Raw genomic sequence first — 23266 nt, forward strand, 5'->3', positions numbered from 1 at the left:
TGAGGGAAGAAACATTAGGCGACATGCATGCCAAATGCGCGAGTCAAGGAGATGATGGGATGTATAAACGCGAGCTTCGCCCCTTATGTGTCCAGGCTGACTTTACGGTGCTTCTTGATGAACGGCATCAGGATGCGGAAGCAGCCAGGGAGCAGCTGAGCCGGTTTGCCGATCTGGTGAAACGGCCCGGACATCTACATACGTACCGGATCACACCGATGTCGCTCTGGAACGCTGCTTCCACAGGGATGACACCTCAGGACATGATTCAAGTACTCGCCGAACATAGCTGCTACGAGATTCCGCTTCAAGTGACAAGCGGGATTCGAAAATTGGCAGATCGATATGGCAAGCTAATGCTGCAGCAAACCGCAGAGGGGGAGCTCCTCCTGCTTGGTGAAGAGGAATTACTGAAGCTGCTTAGCGCCAATAAGACAATCGCTGCATTTCTGCTGCCTGCAGGCAGCGAAGAGAAGAGAGAAGTCCGACTCGAAGCCAGAGGACTGCTTAAGCAGGAACTCATTCGATTAGGCTATCCGGTTATCGACTTAGCGGGATATCGGCATGGTGAAGCGCTCGAATTGGAGATACGGGAGAAAGCCGCGAGCGGCAAATCGTTTCAATTACGCGATTATCAGGAGCGGGCCGTGAATCTCTTCTATCGCGAAGGTCAAGCTGACGGCGGTAGCGGAGTTCTGGTCCTGCCATGCGGCGCGGGCAAGACGATAATCGGTATTGCGGCACTTGCACGACTACGCTGCGACACGTTAATTCTGACGTCGAACGTGACTTCGGTTAACCAATGGAAAGCGGAGCTCATCGATAAAACGACATTAACCGATCAGGAAATCGGAACGTATGCCGCAGCTGCCAAAGAAGTGCGTCCCGTAACCATTGCGACCTATCAAATTCTGACCAGCCGCCGGCGAAAAGGCGATGAATACAACAATATGAGACTGTTTGGGGAGCGGAACTGGGGGCTGATCATCTATGATGAGGTTCATTTGCTCCCGGCACCGGTATTCCGCATGACAGCCGACCTCCAGGCGACGCGGCGTCTGGGCTTGACGGCGACTCTCGTACGTGAGGATGGTCATGAGGAAGATGTTTTCTCGTTAATCGGTCCGAAGCGCTTCGACCTTCCTTGGAAGACGCTGGAGTCTCGTCAATGGATTGCATCGTTAGCTTGCACTGAAATCAGGTTGCCGCTGGCTGATGAGGATGTCGAACGCTATGTTGCGGCTGCTGAGAGGGAGAAAGTGAGAATAGCAGGCGAAAACGCGGACAAAATCAAAGTTGTACGTGAGCTGCTGCAGTTCCATAAAGGGAAGCCGGCGCTCGTTATCGGTCAATATTTGACGCAATTGCATCTTCTTGCCGAGGCGTTAGAAGCGCCTGTCCTAACCGGCGAGCTGCCGCATGAGGAGCGGGCTGCGCTTTATGATGCATTCAAGGCCGGTCAAATTCCGGTGCTTGTCGTCTCTAAGGTGGCGAACTTCGCCGTGGATCTGCCTGATGCCGCGGTGGCGATTCAAGTATCGGGAAGTTATGGCTCACGCCAAGAGGAAGCGCAGCGAATCGGGCGAATTCTCCGTCCGAAACGCGGGGATAACCAAGCCTGGTTCTACACGATTGTTTCCCAGGGAACCAAGGAAACAGACTACGCAAGCAGAAGACAGCTCTTCCTGCTTGAACAAGGCTACCGATATGCACTTAAAGAATGGTCTGATATGGAACCGTTCATGCAATCAAATGGGGAGCAGTCGATTGTGGGTCTTCGGGAGGCCGCGCTGTGAAGGTACAAGAGATCGTGGATCGACTGTCTGGGACGCAAATCGAGGAAATCAAAGCTTGTCCGGTTTGGCGCTTCAATGAGACTCAAACATGGCCGGATGTCATGTCGAGTCGTGCTGGCTCTGAATTAGCATGGTCGGCATTATCGAAGCAGGCTGCGATTGCATTAGAGGTTGTTCTCTGCGCATTTGGTCCGTTGCTGTTTAGCGAGGAGCAGCTGCTCCTCGCTGCTCGTTCAGGCGTAGCGGGATCAGAATTGCGCTGGGGTCTGCTTCAGCTCATGGAAGCCGGAATCGTCTTTGCAGTTCGCAAGGGCTGGGGAGAGAAACAGTTTCTGCTGCCAAGTGATTTGTATCTCACCTGGTACGACGCGATGATCGGCATTCAGCATAAACGCAGGTTCGATATCATGCCTGTCCCGAATGAGATTGATTCGCGGCATATCGTTTCCATGGATGAGAACGGCTATACGCCGCCTCTAAGCCTCCAATGCTTGCATGTAATGGCGGAGCTGGTTAACACCGGCATGAAACGAACATCCAAAGGCGTTCTAACGAAGCGTACGATCTTAAAATGCACGGATCAGCTTGCTGTGGACAGCAGTCATCTGAATGCAATTGCGGAACTATCACTTGCTGCACTGGGAGAACCTTATCCGCTGCAGCTGGCTTTTTTCCTCGATATCGCATATGAAAATCAGTGGCTGTATGAGCTGCAGGGCACTTACGCCATTCAAGAAGACATGTGGAACAGTTGGCTTGGTTGCGATCCATTGCGTCGCGAGACTGAGCTGCTTACACAGATCATCCGAATTTTCTTGGAGAGAAGCCCAGCTGCAGCATCAGGGATCGCTTCGCTTTGCATGCTGCCTTCCCATCGGTGGTTTCGGATCGCGGATCTGGATGCGCAGCACATACTCCGTCAAGATTCCCTCTCAAAGCGTCAGCCTTCAGCTATTACTGCATGGTGCAGTTTGTTATGCGCGTTAGGGTGGATGGAAGCCGCGATCGACGAGCAGGGAAGCCATGTAATTCGTTGGCTCATACCGCCTAACACCTTGATGAATGGTGACGCCTCCTTTGAGGGAAAAGCCGGACAAGAGGGGCTGCTGCAAATTACGCCCGATGGCGATGTCTTTGTTCCCGGTGATTGCTCGTATCATACGATCTGGCAGCTTGAAAGGCTGGTGACGCGGAAACGCACCGACCATATGGCTGTGTATCGACTGGATTCTCGCAGCTTTAAACAAGATCGACTGCTTCAAGCGACCAAGGAAAGGGTAATTGATTTCTTGGAGACCGCGTCAGGGGAAGCGCTGCCTGAAACCGTTCAGGCCATTATAGTCCAAGCATTCACAGCAATTTCTGAGCTTCCAGCGAACAGCACGATCGAACAAGCCATTCCATTGCAATTAAACGAATACATAGAACCACTGCCGCTTATTCAGAATGGCAATGTCGTACAGACTTATGAACTGTTAACCGAAAGACAGCCTCTGAAAGCCATGTTCGTTGGCATTGAGGATGTTCCCTCGATGTGGCTGAAGCAGTTCAGAGCCTATCACAGCTCCACAAGAAGGGAACTGATGGAACTGGCGTTAAGCTGGCGAACTCCGGTTAAACTAAGCTGTGAAGGCGCTGTAAAGCCGTTTGTTCCCGAACGTATCGTGGATGAGGATGGCAGGTGGAGTGTGATGGGACATTTTGTCCTTGAGGAGAGTTATGCTCCCGCTAAACTAATGCCCGAGATGTGGCAGGAAATGATGCTCGTTCTCCCAACGGAAATTGGTAGTTTTTAGCGCCGGGATACAGCCTTCCTCTACCTTTTTCGGTGATTGATATGGTATGATAACAATTAGGCGCAAGCCAAGTGTTCATAAAGGGGCGGATATCATGCAAACAATGCCATTATCAGACCCTATAGAGCTTGAAATGAATGATCATTCCTCGCTTGATATGGGACAGCTGTTATTAAACGCCTACGAAATTGGCGATATGGTAAACCAATCGGTTGAAGTGGCCGAATATGCATATTGGAAGACAGTAGTAGATCAAGATGAGCAGGTACACCAGCTCGTCAAGCAATTCGACAAAGCGAAAGAACAATTTGTCGATTGCGAGCGGTTCGGACGTTTTCATCCGGATTTCAATGCTGCTAAAGATAAAGTGGAAGCGATTCAGCGGCAATTGAATGAGATTGAATGCGTCAGCCGATTCAAGGCTGCCGAGCAGCAGGTGGATGATCTGCTGCACGATATTGCGAAGCAAATCGCAAGCTCGGTTTCGGAGACGATCAAGGTTCCGAGCAATGATCCGCTGCCTAAGGGCGGCGGCAGCTGTGGCAGCGGCGGATCTTGCAGCTGCAGCAGCGGGGGCTGCGGATAAGCAAAGAGAGAGAAACGGGGGAGCTTGCATGTTTTCGGAACGCGTCGGATATATTGTATGGGTCAGTGATCTAAAGGCTGCCCGTTCGCTGGAGAAATACGGCACAGTGCATTACATGTCCCGGAAGATGCACTATGTTGTTATGTACATGAACGCAGATCGCGCTGACGAGGTAGTTCGCAACATGGGGCGCCTGCCGTTCGTGAAGCGGATCGAACGTTCGTACCGCAATGAAATTAAGACCGAATATACACAAGGCGTGCCGGATAAGACACGATTCTATAGTTTGTAAGAATAAGAAGCCCCAACTGTTACTGTAGTTGGGGCTTTTTCCTATATTTTTAACAGACATAAAATTACATTTTTGGGGAGACTTTATTTTAATATTGAAAAATGTGACAGGCATGCTACAATTAAATGGAAAGTACATATAGATCATAAGGCCTACTGCCGGGGAGGAGGGGTGGATCGCAATGAAAGACAAGATGACGGATAGATGGAACACCTACGAATCGTTCCACGTCGTACTTGGAGACAAGAAAGTGGCTGATATCGTCATCACGAACCATGCCAAGAGTCGTTGGTCAGATCGCGTTGAGAGCGCCAAGACCGGCTTTGAAGATATTGCAGACTATATGTGGCAATGCTTGAAACAAGGGAGAATTGAGCCTTACTATCGAAATGAGCAGGATGTGTACCTGATCGATGACGATCTCGTTTTCGTTGCCGAATTTGCGGTACTTGAGAAAGAAACCGATTTGACAGGGAACCCGTTGCACAAGATGATTCTAGTCACGTTTCTCGGTCGAATGTCTGAGACTATTGAACTACGTGACTTGAAGTCCTATTACTCTTGGCTCAGGCATTCCAGAAGAATGACATTAATTAAAAATAGTAGGAAACGGAAATAATATTTCTCAATTATAGAAAAAGCATGAGTGTTCGCACTCATGCTTTTTAATTTGAGCGCGAGTTTTCGCCGCAGTTTCATGTATAATGAGTGGTAACAGAAAGGAAGGGATGCCCTTCATGGCGCTCAATTTTCATCAACTCCATATTTTCTATACCGTTGCAGAACGCGGGAGCTTCTCTGCGGCTGCGCAAGCACTGCATATGACACAGCCCGCCGTAACGATGCAGGTGCAGTCGCTCGAAGATTACTTCGGCACGAAACTCCTTCAACGTTCCACGAAGCGAATCGAATTGACGGAAGCAGGGCGTGCCCTAATGCCTTACGCTCAGCGCAGTATTGATTTGATTCGCGATACGGACGTCCAAATGTCCAAATTTACGACGCAGCTTAAAGGCAGGCTGCAGCTTGGAGCGAGCTTAACGATCGGCGAATATATTTTGCCGCGTCTGCTTGGTCCGTTCGGACAGGAATACCCGCATATCTCCATTAGCATGAAAGTAATGAACACGGCGCAGCTCATGGAAGAGATCGTCAATCACCAGCTGAATTTCGGCTTGATTGAAGCGCCTGTCAATCATCCGGACATGCATATGGAAGCCGTGATGAGCGATGAACTTCAGCTTATCGTTGGCAAGTCGCACCCTCTGGCGACTGCAGAAATCGTCGATCTGGAGGAAGTGATGAGCTTTCCGTTCGTCCTGCGCGAGCAAGGCTCGGGTACTCGTCTCGTCATGGAAGAGCAGCTCAGAGTGAAGAACATGGATCTCTCTGAAATGAAAATTGTCATGGAGCTTGGAAGTACAGGTGCTGTGAAATCCGCCGTGGAAGCAGGGCTTGGCATTTCCTTTGTATCGAGCTCTTCCATTAAACATGAAGTTGCCTTAGGTTTAATCAAGACGATTCCAATTCGGGATGTCCGATTTAAACGGCAATTTTATTCCATTTTCTTGAAGTCGGCGCTGCTGCCGATATCTGCGGTGACCTTTCTCAGCTTCTTGAGAGAAAGAGATTTAAATCAATGGCTGTGATGAGCCAGCGTGCAGATTTGCATACGCATACAACGGCTTCCGACGGCATGCAGCGGCCGGCGGATAATGTTGAGCTGGCCAAGGCTCGCGGCCTTGGTGCGATTGCGATCACAGACCATGACACGGTAGATGGACTGTCAGAAGCGCTTGAAGCGGGAGAGCGGCTTGGAATTACAGTTGTGCCGGGTGTAGAAATAAGTACTGTAGCCGAAGGTCGCGACATACATATACTGGGATATTACATTAACTGGGATACACCCGCTTGGAAAATGAAATTAGCATCGCTTGGCGATACTCGAGATCAGCGAAATCATATGATTATTGCGAAGTTATGTGAACTCGGTCTCTCCATATCGATGGAAGAGGTCATGGAAGCGGCACGTGCGCAAGGGAAGGATAGCGGCTCGATCGGTCGTCCTCATATCGCGGCAGTGCTGGTAGACAAAGCCTATGTGAGCTCTATGCAGGAGGCTTTCGACCGGTACCTCGCGGAAGATGGCGCAGCTTATGTTAATCCGCCAAGGGTGCATCCTTTTGAAGCATTGGAATGGATCCGAGAAGCCGGCGGTACGAGTGTGATCGCACATCCCGGAATTTATGCTAATGACGTGCTCGTAGAGTCGATCATTAAGCAGGGGGCAAAGGGAATCGAGGTCTATCATCCGGATCATTCAGCAGAAGATGAAGAACGCTATCTAAAGCTGGCAGCTCGATATCATTTGATCGTTACCGGAGGTTCCGATTTTCACGGCGAACGCCATGGAGTCGTATTTCACGGCGAGATGGGAAGCAAGACTGCCCCGATGGACGTACTGAGTCAACTCAATCCTTCACGGAGGTAGATGCCATGATTGACGGGCTTTACACAATCAAAGAAGTCTCCTTGCTGACTGGGCTGTCCACACAGCTCATCAGGAAGTGGGAGAAGCGATACGAGGCGGTGAGTCCGCTGCGTATGCCTAACGGCTATCGCGGTTACACGACGCACGATATTGGAATCATTCGTTGGTTGAAATCCCGTGTAGAAGAAGGCAGGCCAATTGGTATGGCGGTTGCTGAGCGGAAGCGGCTTAAGAGCAACTTGGAGGAGTCAAGGGAATTCTTCGACATAAATGCTGAGTTGTACTCGGCAGGTCCGGTCGATATTCTGATGCACTACTTGGAGAAAGTTGATCTGCACGGCGCTGATCAGGTGTATCGACAAGTGAGAGAGCTTCATTCCATGGAACAGCTGCTTTCACAAGTGATTAAGCCAGCGCTGCTTGAGCTCGGCGGACGGTTCGAGCGCGGCGAATTATATGACTGTAAGGAATGCTTCTGCAGTCAATATATCCGTGAAGTTGTCATGACCAGCCGGATTGGCAGGGAATAAGAAAAGGGGTTATCAGAACCATGCCGGCGAGATTGCGGCAGGTGAGATAACCCCTTTATGATTTTCCGGAAGTTTACGCCTTGATATGGGAAGGCAGTTCTTTCAGGCGCTGTTCATCTGGCGTAATGAACAATGTTTTCTGATGATCGTAGATCACGTACCCCGGCTTGGCTCCGCTTGGCTTCTTCACATGGCGAATCAGCGTATAATCGACAGGCACGGAGCTGGAAGACTTGGCTTGGCTGAAATGAGCGGCAAGCATAGCGGCTTCTTCCAGAGTTTGATCATTGAAGCCGGTTCCGCGAATGACGACATGGGAACCCGGGATATCCTTGGTATGCAGCCAAGTGTCATTCGGAGCCGCTGTCTTATTCGTTAAGAAATCATTCTGAGTGTTATTCTTACCCACATAGATGGCCACACCTTCGGATGATGTATAGCATAGCAGCGCCGGCTGCTTCGGTTTCTTCTTCTTCGCACCGCGTTTCTCGCGAGCGCGCATATATCCTTGTTCAGCCAGCTCGTCACGAATTTCATCGATATCTGACAACGAAGCACTTTCGAGCTGCTGAAGCAGCGAGGCCAAGTATTGAATTTCCTCGCGAGTGCGCTGCATCTGTTCGGCAACGATAGTAAGGCTGTTGCGATACTTCGTATATTTCTTGAAATATCGCTGTGCATTCTGAGATGGTGTGAGCTGCGGATCAAGCTGAATCGTGATCATCGGCTGCTCTTCTTCGTAGTAGTTGACGGTTTCTATGAAGCTGTCCCCACGCTTCAAAGTATGCAGATTTGTCGTCAGCAGCTCGCCGAGAATACGGAGATGATCCGCCTCGCTCGCTTCCCGCAGCGTTTCCTCCAGCTTATCCAGCTTCTTCTCATTCTTGTTGCGCTCATTCTGGAGGAACCGGATGAGATCCGAAACACGCTGCTTCACAGTATCTCGAAGCGCTTTATCGCCATAGAAGGCTTCCAGCAAGATGCTTACGGATGCAAATGAAGTCGATTCGCCAGTAATGTGAGTTAGTGCTGTTACGGAGAAAGAAGCTTTGCCATTGCCAGGCAAGGTGACTAGCTGCGGCTCATACCGATGCTCAGCGAATTGCTGCATCATCTCGTGGAATGACGGCCAGAGCAGCCGTGCCATACGCTTCACATCTTCGCTTGAATCATAGACACGATCCGTATTGCTGTTTGCCGCGCGGTAGACAAGCTCCTTGGCAAGCAATGGACTGATCCCGCTAAATGCCGCGACCAGCAGCTTATCCGGCGTCAGCGAGCTTGCCGGAAGCGGCTTAGGCGTTGTACCGAAGTGGATGCTATCCTCGTCAGGAACAGGCGGGTTAAGCAATGAATTTGCCGCAGTAACCAACGAATTGGTGAATCGCTCAGCATCCGTAACAGACAGCGGATCATCTTTCCCTTGTTCAGGCGGCGCTACATAGGTAGTGCCGGGCATGATGACACGGAAGCTGCTGATTGCAGGCGTGACATGATGGATGCCATCATGAATCGTCTCCGAAGCGACATCCAGCAGAATGATATTGCTATGACGCCCCATCAGTTCAATGACGATTCGTTTATAGAACATGTCGCCAAGCTCGTCCCGCTGACGGATATCGAGATGGATAATTCGCTCGTTTCCGACCTGGCGTACCGCTTCAATGACACCGCCTTCGCAATATTTGCGAAGCAGCATGCAGAACATCGGCGCTTCCATCGGATTGATATAAGTCTGCTCGGTCCAGTGGACGCGCGGATAGGTCGGGTTTGCGGATAACAGCAGTTTGCCCTGCGCACCATTGCCTCGAATTTGCAAGACAAGGTCATGTGAAGTGGGCTGATGTATTTTATAAATGCGCGCACCGATTAAGGTTTGCAGGTCATGTGTGACGGCGCGAGTAACGATTCCATCTAATGCCATGATGCTCTTTATCCCCTTTGTTTCTGTTTCATTTCACTATCATGCCATATTCGAGACAAAAACTTAAGTCCCAAGCTGGGATATTTTGCAGTTTGTCCGAATACATTTAGGCCATATAGGCTGTCCGTCAGGCGGCAAGTAACAGGAGGGAGGGCGGGGCATGGAACAAGGTAAGTGGCATCAACTGGAAACAAGCGAGCTTGCTGAGGCGCTTCAAGCTTCTTTGGATACCGGTCTTGCACCAAGTGTAGCAGCGGAACGTTTGCGTGAAGTCGGTCGAAATGAGCTGACGGAGGGGAAGAAGGTTCCTCCGATTATGCTGTTCCTCGGTCAGTTCAAAGATTTTATGGTGCTTGTGCTTATGGGGGCAACATTGATTTCCGGTTTGCTCGGCGAATATTTGGATGCCATCACGATCGTGGCCATTATCGTCATCAATGCGATACTGGGATTCGTGCAAGAATTTCGAGCGGAGAAATCACTGCGTGCACTAAAAGCATTGTCCGCACCGCTGGCCAAGACATTGCGTGGAGGCGAGTCAGTAGTTGTTCCTGCAAGCGAATTAGTACCGGGTGACCTCGTAGAGCTGGAAAGCGGAGATCGTATTCCTGCTGACATTCGCTTCATTGAGGCGAACAGCTGTTATGCGGAGGAGTCTGCGCTGACAGGCGAATCCGTTCCGGTTAACAAGCACTGTGTTGTGATCCGGGAAGAGGAGATTCCGCTTGGAGACATGCGCAACATTGGGTTTATGGGGACGATGATTACCCGCGGAACGGCAAAGGGGATTGTAGTTCGTACCGGTATGAATACCGAGATGGGCAAAATCGCAAACCTCATTCAGCAGACCGAAACCATGGAAACACCGCTGCAGCATCGTCTTGAGCAGCTCGGCAAAATTCTCATCGTTGTTGCACTGGCGTTAACTGTAATGGTGGTAGTTGCAGGTATCTTGCACGGACAACCTGCTTATGAGATGTTTCTTGCGGGAGTCAGTTTGGCTGTAGCCGCAATCCCGGAAGGTCTGCCAGCCATCGTAACCATTGCACTCGCACTTGGTGTTCAGCGAATGATCAAACGCCGAGCCATTGTACGTAAGCTGCCTTCCGTGGAGACACTCGGCTGCGCTTCGGTTATTTGTTCGGACAAGACAGGTACTCTTACGCAGAACAAAATGACCGTGACGAAGCTGTGGATCGGCGGTCAAGGGTTGGATGTTACCGGGGACGGCTACGAGCCGACCGGTTCCTGCTTCGAAGGCGGCAAAGCAGTCGATATTAAGCAGCACCAGCCGCTGCGCAGGCTGCTGCAAATTGCGGCACTGTGCAACAACGCATCCGTTACTCGTATCGATGACGAGCAGGATGCTAAGCGCAAGAAATCCAAGACGACATTCGTTCAAGATGAGTGGGTGCTGAAAGGCGATCCGACAGAAGGGGCATTGACTGTCCTTGCCGGTAAGCTGGGCGTCACCTTGAAGTCGCTTGAAGGACTGTATCAGCGGGTCAAAGAATTTCCGTTTGACTCGGAACGTAAGCGGATGTCCGTGCTCGTCACCCACCAAGGCGGCCGCCTTGTATGTACCAAAGGAGCGCCTGACGTTCTGATGGAGCAATGTTCATATATTCTATGGGACGGTAAAGTCGTTCCGTTTACAGCTACCTTGAAGCAAAAAGTGAACAATGCCAGTGAAGACATGGCGCAATCGGCGCTGCGAGTCTTGGGTTTCGCCTACCGGGATTTAAGATCGCACGACGCAGCCGAAGATGAAGCCGATGTGGAAAATCAATTGATCTTCGTAGGTCTCTCCGGCATGATCGATCCGCCGCGACGTGAAGTTCGCGAATCGATTGCGAACTGCCGCCGTGCCGGAATTAAAACCGTGATGATCACAGGCGATCATCAGCTTACCGCAGAAGCGATCGCGGGTCAGCTTGGCATTATGCCAAGAGGTGGCATCGCGATCAGCGGGCAGCAATTGAACGGGATGAGCGAAGAGCAGCTGGATCGCCTGATCGATAACATCTACGTGTATGCGAGGGTGTCGCCGGAGCATAAGCTTCGTATCGTTAAGGCGCTGCAGCGCAAGGGCCACGTCGTTGCCATGACGGGCGATGGTGTCAACGATGCACCTGCCATTAAAGCGGCGGATATCGGAATTGCGATGGGCATCACCGGAACGGACGTTTCCAAGGAAGCATCGTCGCTTGTGCTAAGCGATGATAATTTCAGCAGCATCGTGGCTGCTATCGAAGAAGGACGCAGCATCTACGAGAATATCCGTAAATTTATCCGCTATTTGCTGGCATCCAACGTAGGCGAGATTTTGACGATGTTCTTGGCCATGATGGCAGGTCTGCCGCTTCCGCTCGTGCCGATTCAAATTCTCTGGGTCAATCTGGTTACAGACGGATTACCGGCGATGGCTCTTGGCGTCGACCAAGCCGAGAAGGATCTCATGCAGCAGAAACCGCGTTCGGCGAAGGAAAGTATATTTGCTCGCAGGCTGGGCTGGAAAATTATTAGTCGAGGCATTCTGATCGGCGTATGTACGCTGGCCGCCTTCTGGGTGACACTCCGAACGGCGCCTAACGATCCGAATAATCTCATTCATGCACAAACCGTAGCTTTTGCCACACTCGTTATGGCACAGCTCATTCATGTATTTGACTGCCGCAGCTCTCGTTCGATCTTCCACCGTAATATTTTGCAAAATAAATACTTGCTGTTCGCGGTGCTGTCGTCTGTTCTGCTGATGCTTGGCGTGCTCTATATTGAAGCGCTGCAGCCGATTTTCAAGACCGTACCACTTGGTTTCCGAGATTGGTGCTTAGTCCTTGTAGCAGCGGGCATTCCGACTTTCATGATGGGGATCGGAAGCGTGCTCGGCACAACCGAGAAGAAGAAAAAATCAAATTGGCCGCTTAGCGGGCCGAAATCAGTGACTAGATAAGGGATGGAAACCGGTGGTTACGCGCTGCCGGTTTCTTTTTGCATGAGATTAACCTTCACCTTAGGTTATAGTTTATAGTAGGTGCAGGAGGCGGAGCATGAAAATCAACGACTTGGCGAAAAGACTGAATATCACACAGCGAGCTATACGATTATACGAATCAAAAGGGCTTCTGAAGCCCGAGCGCGGACAAGAGAACGGCTACCGCTATTACTCGGAGAGTGAAGCGTGGCGATTGCAAACGATCTCGTCCCTGCGTGAGCTCGGACTTAGTATTGAACAGATAAAGGCTCTAATGACGAAGCTGGATCAAGGGGATTCTGCTACCGTTCACCACTATCTCGAATTGCAGCGCATGGCGCTTACCGCTAAGTGGGTGGAGTGGAAATTTGCGATCGGTATGCTTGATGAGCTGATCGCGAGGTTCGAACAGAAGCAACAGTTGGACGTGGAAGATCTGTTTCAATTGACTGGCGAGTTAAAGCAGATTCAGTACAGCCAATCTACTTGGATGGATACGTGGAACTTCGATCAGCTCGCAGCGGTCTATGATCGCTCGGAAGCTATGCTTTCGACAGGAGCTGTATTGTCCCAAGCAGAATATGAAACGGCGCTCGATTTCATTGTACAGTGGGTGTCGCCGAAGTCAGGTGAGCAGGGGCTCGATATCGGAACCGGAACAGGCAATCTTGCAGGCAAACTACTGGCGCTTGGAGCGACCATGTCGGCATTGGACCAATCCAAAGAAATGCTGGCCAAATGCAGAGCAAGATTTCCTTCTATGAGCGCCAAACTTGGGAATGCACTGGCACTCCCGTTCTTGGACAAGCAGTTCACTCTTGTTGTGTCGGCATTCGCGCTGCATCATTTGAATGCTCAACAGCAGCTGCTTGCGCTTGATCAAATGGATCGTGTTCTGGCGCCGGGCGGCAGGATTTGTATTGCAGGTCTGATGTTTGAGGGCGAATGGAGTAGTTCAAGTTTGAGGCCGCCGGATACCACGAGACATCCTACGAATCGGCAGGAGCTGCTTGAGTGGTTTAGGACTCATGACTATATCACCGTTTCGCATGCGGTGAATCTTTGGATTCATGTCGTCTATGCGGTACGCAAACATTGATTTGACCTTCACCTTGCGTCAGCCCTTAAGCTTGCGTGGAAAGCCAATATAGGAGGGAAACGCATGCCAGATCATGATCAAATTTATCAAAGTGAAGCGGAACGTTATGAGCAGTTGGTTTCGTTCGAGGATGTCAATCACAATTTGCTGCATATCATCAAACGAATCGTACCAGCATTAACCGAGGCAGCAGTTCTGGATATCGGTGCAGGAACAGGCCGGTTAACGACGATGCTCGCTCCGATTGTCGCATCCATTACCGCAACCGACGCTTCCGGCGCGATGCTCGAGGTGGCTTCAAGCAAGTTATCGTCTCTTGGATTAACGAATTGGCAGACTGCGGTTGCTCGGCATGATGAGATACCTCTGGGCGATAGTAGTGTTGACCTTGTAACTGCAGGCTGGACCATCTGTTATTCTACGAGCAGTAACGTCGAGGGCTGGAGGTCGAATTTGTCCGTCATCATGGATGAAATCAGAAGGATGATGAAACCCGGCGGTACATGTATCATCTTCGAAAACTTCGGCACCGGCTCTTCGGTTCCGAACCCGCCGGACTTCTTAACGGCCTATTACGCAGCTCTTGAGAACGAATTCGGCTTCGAACACGAGGCGATCCGCACCGATTATCATTTCGAGACTGTCGAGGCTGCCGTCTCCATCACGAACTTCTTCTTCGGCGACTGGCTCAGCACACAAGTGCAGGTAAGCAACAGTCCGGTGGTCGAAGAGTGGACCGGTGTGTGGTGGAAGAGGTTTGAGTAGTTAGGCGTAACAAAAGCCGGATTGTGAGGTGCTAATGTAGCGACTTTGAGTCTGTAGAGAAACCCACGTTCACCATAACGTCGGGTTTCTTTGTAGTTCTTGGTATTGCGTCGGGGCTGTGGTGGTGGTGGCGGTGTGGTGCTTGTTGCGCACGACAGTCGAATTGTAACGGTTGTGACAGTGGCTATTTCGAATAAAATGCCCATTGTTATTGTCTAACGGTTGCCAAAGAGCTTAATTGGGCTTTTTCTAGTCGAAATCAACCCATTTATCGTAAATAGCCACTGTCACACCCTTTAGCATTTGAAAACCCGAATTTTTCCTGAAATAGGCTCGCTGGCAACCGTTAGAATTTACTTAGACTGACTGCCAAGACTCTCTTGCATCCTCGGAGTCGCTTAAAAGAGACTTCTTGTTTCATTTTGTTGCCGCAGGCAACCCGCCATGAAACAGGCGGACCCAAGATTGCCAGGCCGCGCAGAGGCCGCCCGGCAATCCCCTCAAACCAACTTCTCCGCCAAGAACCAGGCGGCCAACAGATTGCCTGGGCAGCGAAGCGGCACACTGGCAATCCCCGCCCTTCCCAGCGCCAAAAGTAAAGCGTGTCCCGAATGGGACGAAAGCGACCCCAGCACGCACCGGATCTAATGCGTCTCTAAGGCGGACCACGTTACGATGGTCCCGTAGGGACATCAGGTAGATAGTAAGCTCCAAAAGTAAAGGCGTGTCCCGAATGGGACGAAAGCGAGGATGAGCACGTATGAACTCGGGAGCGCTTCTCTGATGCACAAACGTTATTCATTTTCCGGGTGTCCAGAGGGCGGGAGTCCTCGGGGTCCCCCTTTCTAAGGGGGATTTAGGGGGATGGCCGTTTAGTACAACAAAGTGATGCAATAATGCAAAGATTAAGGTACACTAAATAAATTATAATGAATCCAGAGATTTCAATCATCGAGTTCGATCGGACAAAGGGAGTGCAAGTAGATGAATTTTACGAAGATGCATGGACTGGGCAATGACTTTATCGTTGTCGAAGGAGAACCGAAATTACCGGATAACGCAGCCGAGCTCGCGGTACAGCTTTGCAATCGCTTTTTCGGCGTTGGTGCCGACGGACTTGTTTATATTTTACCTTCAGAGAATGCCGATTTCCGGATGCGCATCATGAACTCCGACGGCTCCGAAGCAGAGCAATGCGGCAATGCCATTCGCTGCGTAGCGAAATATGTATTCGATAACGGTTTAACAGATAAAGAAACGCTGACCATTGAAACGCTGGGTGCGGGCGTGCAAGAAGTGCAACTGACAGTCGAGAACGGCAAAGCCGTACTGGTACGAGTTAATATGGGACAACCGATTCTCGAAGGGCTGAAAGTGCCGACGACAATCGATGCCAATCCGGTCATTAACCAATCGATCGAAGTGGATGGACGCGAGTTCAAATTTACAGCAGTATCGATGGGCAATCCGCACTGTGTTATCTATGTAGAGGATGCGGTTAACTTTGATCTTGCAGCATGGGGGCCGAAGCTTGAAGTACATCCGATGTTCCCTCGCAAAATCAATGTGGAGTTCGTAACGGTTCGTTCGAAAGACTTCACCGATATGCGGGTATGGGAACGCGGCGCAGGACCTACTCTTGCATGTGGAACCGGAGCATGCGCAACAGTAGTTGCTTCCGTGTTGAACGGGTATACAGATCGCACAGCAACGGTGTCGCTGAAAGGCGGAGACTTGCTGATCGAGTGGAATGAAGAGAACAATTATGTTTATATGACAGGACCGGCGGCAGAAGTATTCCGTGGTACAATCTAAGGAATCACAGGATAGCATGAAGGAGTTTTGAAAATGAAACCGGATTTACGGGAAGCGCTACAAGCGCGCATCTTGACCGGGGACGGCGCGATGGGAACCTATCTCTATGGGATGGGGTTCCCTGTCGGCGTTTCATACGAAGAATTTAATGTCTTGCGTCCAGAGGTCATCGCAGATGTGCACCGTCGTTATTATGAAGCGGGGGCACGGGTCATCGAGACGAATACGTTCTCGGCGAATCTGGCTAGCCTCTCGCATTATGGATTGGATCATGAAGTCGAGGCGATCAATCGAGCGGGTGTTCAGCTTGCGCGTGACGCAGTGGGCAGCGATGCCTATGTAGTCGGAGCTGTCGGTTCGATCCGAGCAGGCAAACGCAAGAATATCGCGGCCATGCAGCTGGAGCAGCTATTTCATCAGCAAATGGATGCGCTTCTGAATGCTGGCGTTGACGGCATTTTGCTAGAGACATTCTATGATCTTGAGGAAGCATTGCTCGCGCTTCGCGTCGCTCGCAAGCTCACGGATGTTCCGGTCATTTGCCAATTTGCGGTGGAGAAAGAAGCGGTTACGCAAGACGGTCATCCGCTTGCCATCGCGTTCAACAACTTGAAGCAAGAAGGCGCAGATGTGGTGGGCTTTAACTGCAGAAGCGGCCCGAACGGCATTATGCGTGCAATCGATTCAATCGTCGGCGATATCGTCTTGCCGCTCTCCATTTTTCCGAATGCGGGAATTCCGGATTATGTGGATGGCAAATATATGTTCTCGGCGACGCCGGAATATTTTGCACAATCGGCTCGCAAATTCGCAGATCGAGGCGCTCGGATTATTGGCGGCTGCTGCGGAACTACACCGGAGCATATCGCGGCTATTGCGAAGTCGCTGGAAGGGTACGCGCCGCAACCGTTTGAGCCTGAGGCTCAGCAACAGAAGCAGCCGGTTCAGCTGGAACGTATCGCCTTGGAACCGGCGCCGCAACCCGTATCGGAACCAACGATCGTGGATTTGGTCAAAGAGCGCCACACGGTAATCGTAGAGCTTGATCCGCCGAGAGACCTCAACATTCAGAAGTTTATGGATGGTGCCAGAGCGCTCAAGGAAATCAAAGCGGATGCCGTGACCATGGCAGACAACTCGCTGGCTGTCACGCGGATGAGCAATATTGCACTCGCGTCGCTCGTTCAGCATCAAGTGGGAATTCGCCCGCTTGTTCACATCGCATGTCGCGATCGTAATTTGATCGGTACACAGTCGCATATGATGGGTCTTGATGCGCTTGGCATCGACCATGTCTTAGCCGTGACCGGCGATCCAGCTCGTTTCGGTGATTTGCCGGATTCCAGCTCCGTTTACGATCTGACTTCATTCGAGATGATCCGTATGATCAATCAGTTGAATGAAGGCATCGCATTCTCGGGCAAAGCGCTCAAGCAGAAAGCGAATTTCATTACAGGCGCTGCCTTTAATCCAAACGTCAAATATCTGGATAAGGCTATTGCGCGTCTCGAGAAGAAAATAGATTCCGGTGCAGATTACATCATGACGCAGCCGGTTTATGATAAAGAGCTGATCGTCCGCATGGCGGAAGCGACGAAACATTTGACCGTCCCGATCTTCATTGGCATCATGCCGCTTGCGAGTGGTCGCAACGCCGAATATTTGCACAATGAGGTTCCTGGTATTCAGCTATCTGATGATGTGCGCAGACGGATGGCCGGTTTGGAAGGCGAAGAAGGACGAGCGGAAGGTGTTCGGATCGCGGAGGAATTACTGGATACCGCATTGGAATATTTCAAAGGCATCTATCTGATCACGCCGTTTATGTTCTATGAGATGACGGTGCAGCTGACAGATTATGTCTGGAGAAAAACGAGTGAAAAAGCGGGTTAAGCCCGTTTCTTCTTGTGTTTATGCAATAACACTTGTTCGTATTGTAAAAATGAATTAGAATAGTCATTGGATGCACTTGCCATGCCGCTTCGGATGCGATAGAATAGGGGACCTGACTATCGCTTCAAATCTTGTAAGCAATCAGCTGGCCGAACGTATGCTCCGGACATTTTTCGTCAAGAATAATGCAATATTCTGTCATCAAACTTAAAGGTTCCGGCAGAAGATTCGACTCCATCATTCTTGCGCTTATCTATACATCGTGTTCAATTGCATGATCATGCACGGGAGATACCGGAGGGGAACAGAAATGGCCATTAAGCTCATTAATATCGGTTTCGGAAATATCGTTTCCGCCAATCGAATTATCTCGATTGTAAGCCCGGAATCGGCGCCGATTAAACGGATTATCCAAGAAGCTCGCGACCGTCATATGCTGATTGATGCTACATATGGACGCCGCACACGCGCTGTTATTATTACGGACAGCGATCACGTTATTCTGTCGGCCGTACAACCGGAGACGGTTGCTCATCGGTTGTCGACTAAGGATGACGATCACGACGAATAGTGACGGGGAGTAATATGAACAGAGGATTGTTAATTGTATTATCCGGCCCATCGGGCGTAGGCAAGGGAACGGTTTGTTCCGAACTTCGGCATAAGCAGAGTGACCTCATTTATTCCGTTTCGGCAACCACACGCTCTCCCCGTCAAGGTGAGATCGACGGCATTAATTATTTTTTTAAATCAAGAGAACAGTTCCAAGACATGATTGCGAAGGATGCCCTTCTGGAGCATGCGGAATATGTCGGTAATTACTACGGCACACCGCGTGATTTTGTTGAGCGTACACTTGCTTCGGGCAAAGATATCATTCTTGAAATTGAAGTGCAAGGCGCGTTAAAAGTAAAAGAGAAGTTTCCGCAAGGTGTCTTTATTTTCTTGGTGCCGCCTTCTCTTGATGTGCTCAAGCAGCGCATTACCGGACGGGGAACTGAGAATGCCGATATTATTGACCATCGCATGTCAGTAGCGGTGGAAGAAATGAATCTTATTCATTATTACGATTATGCAGTCGTGAATGATCAGATTGACGCTGCGTGTCATCGCATACAGAGCATCATCGTAGCAGAGCATTGCCGTCGTGACCGATTTATCGCAGAGCTTGAGGAAGTGAAAGAAGCTTCCGAGAAAGCCTAGCATGAGTGAGGTGAAGGAACGTTGTTATATCCATCGATTGATGAAATGATGAAGAAGGTCGACAGCAAGTATTCCTTGGTTGTCGCTGCATCGCGTCGCGCAAGGATGCTTCGTGACGGAAGCAAAACAGAAATTCGTTCCCCAAGATCCCATAAGTATGTGGGAATTGCCCTCGAAGAAATCTACCAAGATATTCTTGTAGTGGAGAGCACGCTGAACAAGAAGGACTAAGAAATTCATGAAGCACAACGATAACAACCCTAGCGGTTGTTATTTTTTTAACATTTTAGAATGGTTCAATCCATGATGCTACAGCGTAAGAGGAGTGATCATAGGTGCTGAAAGGGAAAACAATTGTACTAGGCATCTCCGGCGGAATCGCAGCCTATAAGGCGGCGACCGTGTGCAGCAGATTGGTGCAAGCAGGTGCGAATGTACGTGTTATCATGACGGAATCGGCAACGAAGTTCATTGCGCCGCTCACCTTGCAAACACTGTCGCGTCATACCGTATATACGGATACGTTTGACGAATTCGATCCGTCGGTTGTCGCGCATATCAATGTGGCGGACAGTGCGGATTTGGTTGTGATCGCGCCGGCCACTGCCAACATATTAGCGAAAATGGCGCATGGCATCGGTGATGACATGCTGAGCACGACGCTTCTGGCCACGACAGCGCCGATTCTTATCGCGCCTGCCATGAACGTCCATATGTACGATCATCCGGCTGTTGCGCATAACATGGCGCTGCTCGCGGAACGCGGAGCACGCTTCGTGGAGCCTGGCACCGGATTACTCGCATGCGGCTATGTTGGCAAAGGTCGTTTGGCGGAGCCGGAAGAAATCGTACAGGCTGTGAAGCAGTGGTTCGAGCAGAGCCAGGATCTAGCGGGTAAGCGAGTAATCGTTACGGCAGGCGGAACCGTGGAACGACTGGATCCTGTGCGTTTCCTAACCAACGACTCTTCCGGCAAAATGGGCTTTGCTCTTGCGAAAGCAGCAGCGAATCGTGGAGCGAACGTCACGCTTATTGCAGCTCGTACAAGCGCAGAGCCTATACAAGGCGTAAACATCGTACATGTTGAGTCTGCCGAGGACATGCTGCAAGCAGTACTGGAACGATATGACACTGCAGATTTGGTGATTAAAGCAGCGGCAGTCGCGGATTATCGGCCCGTTGTACGTGCGAATCGCAAAATCAAGAAAAGCGAAGAGAAGCTCGTCATCGAGCTGGAGCGAACGACTGACATCCTGAAGACGCTTGGCGAGAAGAAGAAGCATCAATTTCTGGTTGGCTTCGCTGCCGAAACCGATCAAGTGGCGCATTATGCAATGGATAAGCTGGTTCGCAAGCATTGCGATCTCATTGTTGCAAACGATGTATCGCAAGAAGGCGCAGGCTTCAACGTCGATACGAATATTGTGCAGCTGTTTGGCGAAGAAGGGCTTGTGGAGGCGATGCCGATGCTTCGCAAACGAGAAGTGGCAGACCGGTTAATGAGCATCATTACACAGCGGATGCAAGCCAAGTCAGCAGCGGCCAAGGGGGCCGCGGAATGATTGCCAAAGTCATCGTAGATGTGCCGAGCCGTGCGACGGATCGGCCTTTTGACTATACGATACCCATGGGACTGCTTGGCTGGGTGGAGATCGGCAGTCGAGTAGGTGTTCCATTCGGAGGACGCGTTCTGCAAGGATTCGTAATAGGGCTCGCTGATTATGCGGATGTAGACGTTAACAAGCTGAAGCCGATTGCCGAACTACTGGATCACATCCCGCCTCTTTCGCCTGATTTGGTCGAGCTGGCACAATGGATCAGCGAGAAGTATTTCTGCCCGCTTACAACTGCACTACAAGTGATGATTCCTGCAGCGCTCAAAGGGAAAGCCGACTCCGTCGTGACGATAACAGAAGAGGAACAGGAGTATACTTGGCTTCAGCCAGGTGTTGGAGAAGCGCCGTGGCTCGCGTTTATACGAGCGAGCGGCGGACCGGTTCGGATGGCGGCTTTACAGGAACGTTTTCCGGAGGATGCAATTGCAATCAAGCAGGCAATTAAGCAAGGGATTTTGACGGAGCAGGTTTCAATTAAGGATCGGTTGTCCGTTCGTAAAGTGCTGACGATCTACCCGCCTGATAACGAAGCGTTGGCTCAAGAAGCGTTACTGAATTATTCTGCTCGCGCCGCCAAACAACAAGAAGTTCTTCGCTATATGCTGGAAAACCGTGAGCCGATTACAATGACTGCGCTTGTTGAGACCTTGTCGACGACATCGAGCACGATCCGCGCAGTTGCAGATAAAGGCTTGATTACGCTCCGCGAAGTCGAACAGCAGCGTGATCCTTACGCAGGACGCAACTTCAAACGGACTGAACCGCTTCCGTTAACGGAAGGACAGCAGGCCGTTTATGAAGAAATCGCGGAAGCGCTGGATGAAGAAGCATCTCGTGTATTTCTGCTCCATGGTGTAACAGGCAGCGGGAAAACAGAAGTGTATCTGCAAACGATCGAGCGCTGCTTACAATACGAGCGGCAGGCTATCGTGCTCGTTCCGGAAATCGCCCTCACACCGCAGATGGTGGAGCGGTTCAAAGGACGTTTCGGCGATTTGGTCGCCGTCTTACATAGCCGCCTATCCAACGGTGAGCGTTACGACGAATGGCGGAAGATTCGCGAAGGTCGCGCCCAAGTTGCGGTCGGGGCAAGATCGGCCGTATTCGCTCCGTTCCAGCGAGTAGGCTTAATTATCATAGACGAAGAACATGAGTCTTCCTATAAACAAGAGGAAAGTCCGAAGTATCATGCGCGAGATGTTGCGGTGAGACGAGCCAGGCAGCATGGCGCTGCTGTCGTACTGGGATCGGCAACGCCTTCACTGGAAAGCTTTGCTGCTGCTTCAAGAATACTCGCAGCAACTTCGGCTTCGGCTTCATCCACTTCAGAAGATGCAGCTAAATCAAGCGGAGCCGCGCTTCTGCCTATGCCGCAGCGGGTCGGCAATCGTCCGATGCCTAAGGTTCATCTCATCGATATGCGAGACGAACTCAAAGCAGGCAATCGCTCCATGTTCAGTCGCCAACTCCATGAAGCGCTTCTTGATCGGCTGGAGAAAGGCGAACAGTCGGTGCTGCTGCTGAATCGGCGCGGCTATTCAACCTTCGTCATGTGCCGCTCATGCGGATATACGGCGCAATGCCCGCACTGCGATATTTCGCTCACCTTCCATCAGAAGTCGCGCGTCATGCGCTGTCACTATTGCGGTCATGCCGAACAAGCGCCTGAGAAATGCCCGACTTGCGAAAGCGAGCATATTCGATTCTTCGGAACAGGCACGCAGCGGGTGGAAGAGGAGCTGGCTAAGCTGTTTCCAGGCATTCGCGTCATTCGGATGGATGTGGATACGACAACCGAGAAAGGCTCGCACGAGAAATGGCTGACTATGTTCGGCGAGCGTAAGGCAGATGTGCTGCTCGGTACTCAAATGGTAGCCAAAGGGCTTGATTTTCCATACGTTACCTTGGTAGGCGTTATTGCCGCAGATACATCACTTCACTTGCCTGATTTCCGCGCTGCGGAGAAAACGTTCCAGCTGTTGACGCAGGTTGCGGGCCGGGCTGGGCGGCATGAGCTGCTTGGCGAAGTCGTCGTGCAGACCTACAATCCGGAGCATTATGCGATCGTTTCGGCCCAGCATCATGATTATGCCGCATTCGTGCAGGAGGAGCTGAAGCATCGACGCTTCATGTCGTACCCGCCGTTCTGCAGGCTTATTGTAGTGACCTTATCGGATGAGCAGCTGGCGCTTCTCATTACGGCAGGAGATAAACTTGCATCCACGCTTCGACAGCTGGCTTACGAGTCCGGTGTGAAAGGCTGGATCGATAGTGACGGCAGCCGTTTTATTGATATATTAGGGCCTGTTGCCTCTCCCATTCCGCGCATGAAAGATCGCTATCGTTTTCAATGTATGATAAAATATCGTGGAAACGTCGGGGCTATCGATCTGTTAAAGCAGGCAATCAGCATGATTTCGGGACCCCAGGGTCAACCGCCGGTGCAGATTAGCGTTGACGTAGATCCGCAAGTGATATTATAAGTA

19 protein-coding genes are annotated in these 23266 nt (G+C 50.9%); 18 read left to right on the plus strand and 1 reads right to left on the minus strand.

All coding sequences use genetic code 11. The annotated features are described in order from the left end of the window. Positions 1-59 precede the first annotated feature (59 nt). The 8 genes from AC0YNS_RS07920 (at position 60) to AC0YNS_RS07955 (ending at position 7491) form a co-directional block, all read left to right on the plus strand. Positions 60-1796, plus strand: a complete 1737-nt coding sequence (locus tag AC0YNS_RS07920; protein WP_475780462.1) for a DNA repair helicase XPB — start codon at positions 60-62, stop codon at positions 1794-1796. Further along, positions 1793-3592: a hypothetical protein gene (locus AC0YNS_RS07925; RefSeq protein WP_475780463.1), complete on the plus strand. Its 1800-nt coding sequence runs from the start codon at positions 1793-1795 to the stop codon at positions 3590-3592. The genes AC0YNS_RS07920 and AC0YNS_RS07925 overlap by 4 nt, the downstream gene beginning before the upstream one ends. A gap of 94 nt (positions 3593-3686) precedes the next feature. After that, a complete protein-coding gene (locus AC0YNS_RS07930; protein ID WP_475780464.1) occupies positions 3687-4178 on the plus strand; it encodes a YlbF/YmcA family competence regulator in 492 nt (163 codons plus the stop codon). A gap of 28 nt (positions 4179-4206) precedes the next feature. Then, a complete protein-coding gene (locus AC0YNS_RS07935; RefSeq protein ID WP_090635781.1) occupies positions 4207-4470 on the plus strand; it encodes a YlbG family protein in 264 nt (87 codons plus the stop codon). Between the two features lie 181 nt (positions 4471-4651). Next, the gene (locus AC0YNS_RS07940; RefSeq protein ID WP_475780465.1) at positions 4652-5089 is read left to right on the plus strand and encodes a hypothetical protein; all 438 of its coding nucleotides are present in this window, start codon (positions 4652-4654) and stop codon (positions 5087-5089) included. A 118-nt stretch (positions 5090-5207) separates the two neighbouring features. Next, positions 5208-6119 carry a selenium metabolism-associated LysR family transcriptional regulator gene (locus AC0YNS_RS07945; protein ID WP_475780466.1) on the plus strand — a complete coding sequence of 304 codons (912 nt, stop codon included), beginning with the start codon at positions 5208-5210 and terminating at the stop codon, positions 6117-6119. Next, on the plus strand, positions 6110-6961 hold the full coding sequence (locus tag AC0YNS_RS07950) for a PHP domain-containing protein (RefSeq protein WP_475780467.1): 852 nt from the start codon (positions 6110-6112) through the stop codon (positions 6959-6961). Before AC0YNS_RS07945 ends, AC0YNS_RS07950 begins: the two co-directional genes overlap by 10 nt. A 5-nt stretch (positions 6962-6966) precedes the next feature. Beyond that, positions 6967-7491, plus strand: coding sequence for a MerR family transcriptional regulator (locus AC0YNS_RS07955; protein WP_475780468.1), 525 nt, complete (start codon positions 6967-6969; stop codon positions 7489-7491). Positions 7492-7564: 73 nt separating this feature from the next. On the opposite strand, the gene AC0YNS_RS07960 is transcribed toward AC0YNS_RS07955, so the two are convergent. Beyond that, positions 7565-9415, minus strand: coding sequence for an Rqc2 family fibronectin-binding protein (locus AC0YNS_RS07960; protein ID WP_475780469.1), 1851 nt, complete (start codon positions 9413-9415; stop codon positions 7565-7567). 160 nt (positions 9416-9575) lie between these two features. On the opposite strand from AC0YNS_RS07960, the gene AC0YNS_RS07965 reads away from it, so the two are divergent. From AC0YNS_RS07965 to priA, 10 genes are all read left to right on the plus strand, one after another. Continuing rightward, complete coding sequence (locus tag AC0YNS_RS07965; protein WP_475780470.1) at positions 9576-12368, plus strand: calcium-translocating P-type ATPase, SERCA-type; 2793 nt, start codon at positions 9576-9578, stop codon at positions 12366-12368. Between the two features lie 97 nt (positions 12369-12465). After that, entirely contained in the window at positions 12466-13488 is a 1023-nt protein-coding gene (locus tag AC0YNS_RS07970) for a MerR family transcriptional regulator (RefSeq protein WP_475780471.1), read from the plus strand. 63 nt (positions 13489-13551) lie between these two features. After that, positions 13552-14253: a class I SAM-dependent methyltransferase gene (locus AC0YNS_RS07975; RefSeq protein WP_475780472.1), complete on the plus strand. Its 702-nt coding sequence runs from the start codon at positions 13552-13554 to the stop codon at positions 14251-14253. Between the two features lie 984 nt (positions 14254-15237). Beyond that, positions 15238-16068, plus strand: coding sequence for a diaminopimelate epimerase (gene dapF / locus AC0YNS_RS07980; protein WP_475780473.1), 831 nt, complete (start codon positions 15238-15240; stop codon positions 16066-16068). Between the two features lie 33 nt (positions 16069-16101). Beyond that, positions 16102-17961, plus strand: a complete 1860-nt coding sequence (locus tag AC0YNS_RS07985; protein ID WP_475780474.1) for a bifunctional homocysteine S-methyltransferase/methylenetetrahydrofolate reductase — start codon at positions 16102-16104, stop codon at positions 17959-17961. A 310-nt stretch (positions 17962-18271) separates the two neighbouring features. After that, positions 18272-18532 (plus strand): extracellular matrix/biofilm regulator RemA, encoded by a 261-nt coding sequence (gene remA, locus AC0YNS_RS07990; protein ID WP_020615370.1) that lies wholly within the window; start codon positions 18272-18274, stop codon positions 18530-18532. A 14-nt stretch (positions 18533-18546) separates the two neighbouring features. Further along, on the plus strand, positions 18547-19164 hold the full coding sequence (gmk, locus tag AC0YNS_RS07995; protein WP_475780475.1) for a guanylate kinase: 618 nt from the start codon (positions 18547-18549) through the stop codon (positions 19162-19164). Positions 19165-19185: 21 nt separating this feature from the next. Further along, a complete protein-coding gene (gene rpoZ / locus AC0YNS_RS08000) occupies positions 19186-19395 on the plus strand; it encodes a DNA-directed RNA polymerase subunit omega (protein WP_090978245.1) in 210 nt (69 codons plus the stop codon). Between the two features lie 104 nt (positions 19396-19499). Then, positions 19500-20726: a bifunctional phosphopantothenoylcysteine decarboxylase/phosphopantothenate--cysteine ligase CoaBC gene (gene coaBC / locus AC0YNS_RS08005; RefSeq protein ID WP_475780476.1), complete on the plus strand. Its 1227-nt coding sequence runs from the start codon at positions 19500-19502 to the stop codon at positions 20724-20726. Further along, positions 20723-23263: a primosomal protein N' gene (gene priA / locus AC0YNS_RS08010; protein WP_475780477.1), complete on the plus strand. Its 2541-nt coding sequence runs from the start codon at positions 20723-20725 to the stop codon at positions 23261-23263. Before coaBC ends, priA begins: the two co-directional genes overlap by 4 nt. Positions 23264-23266 lie beyond the last annotated feature (3 nt).

The organism is Paenibacillus sp. J22FR21, from assembly GCF_056269135.1.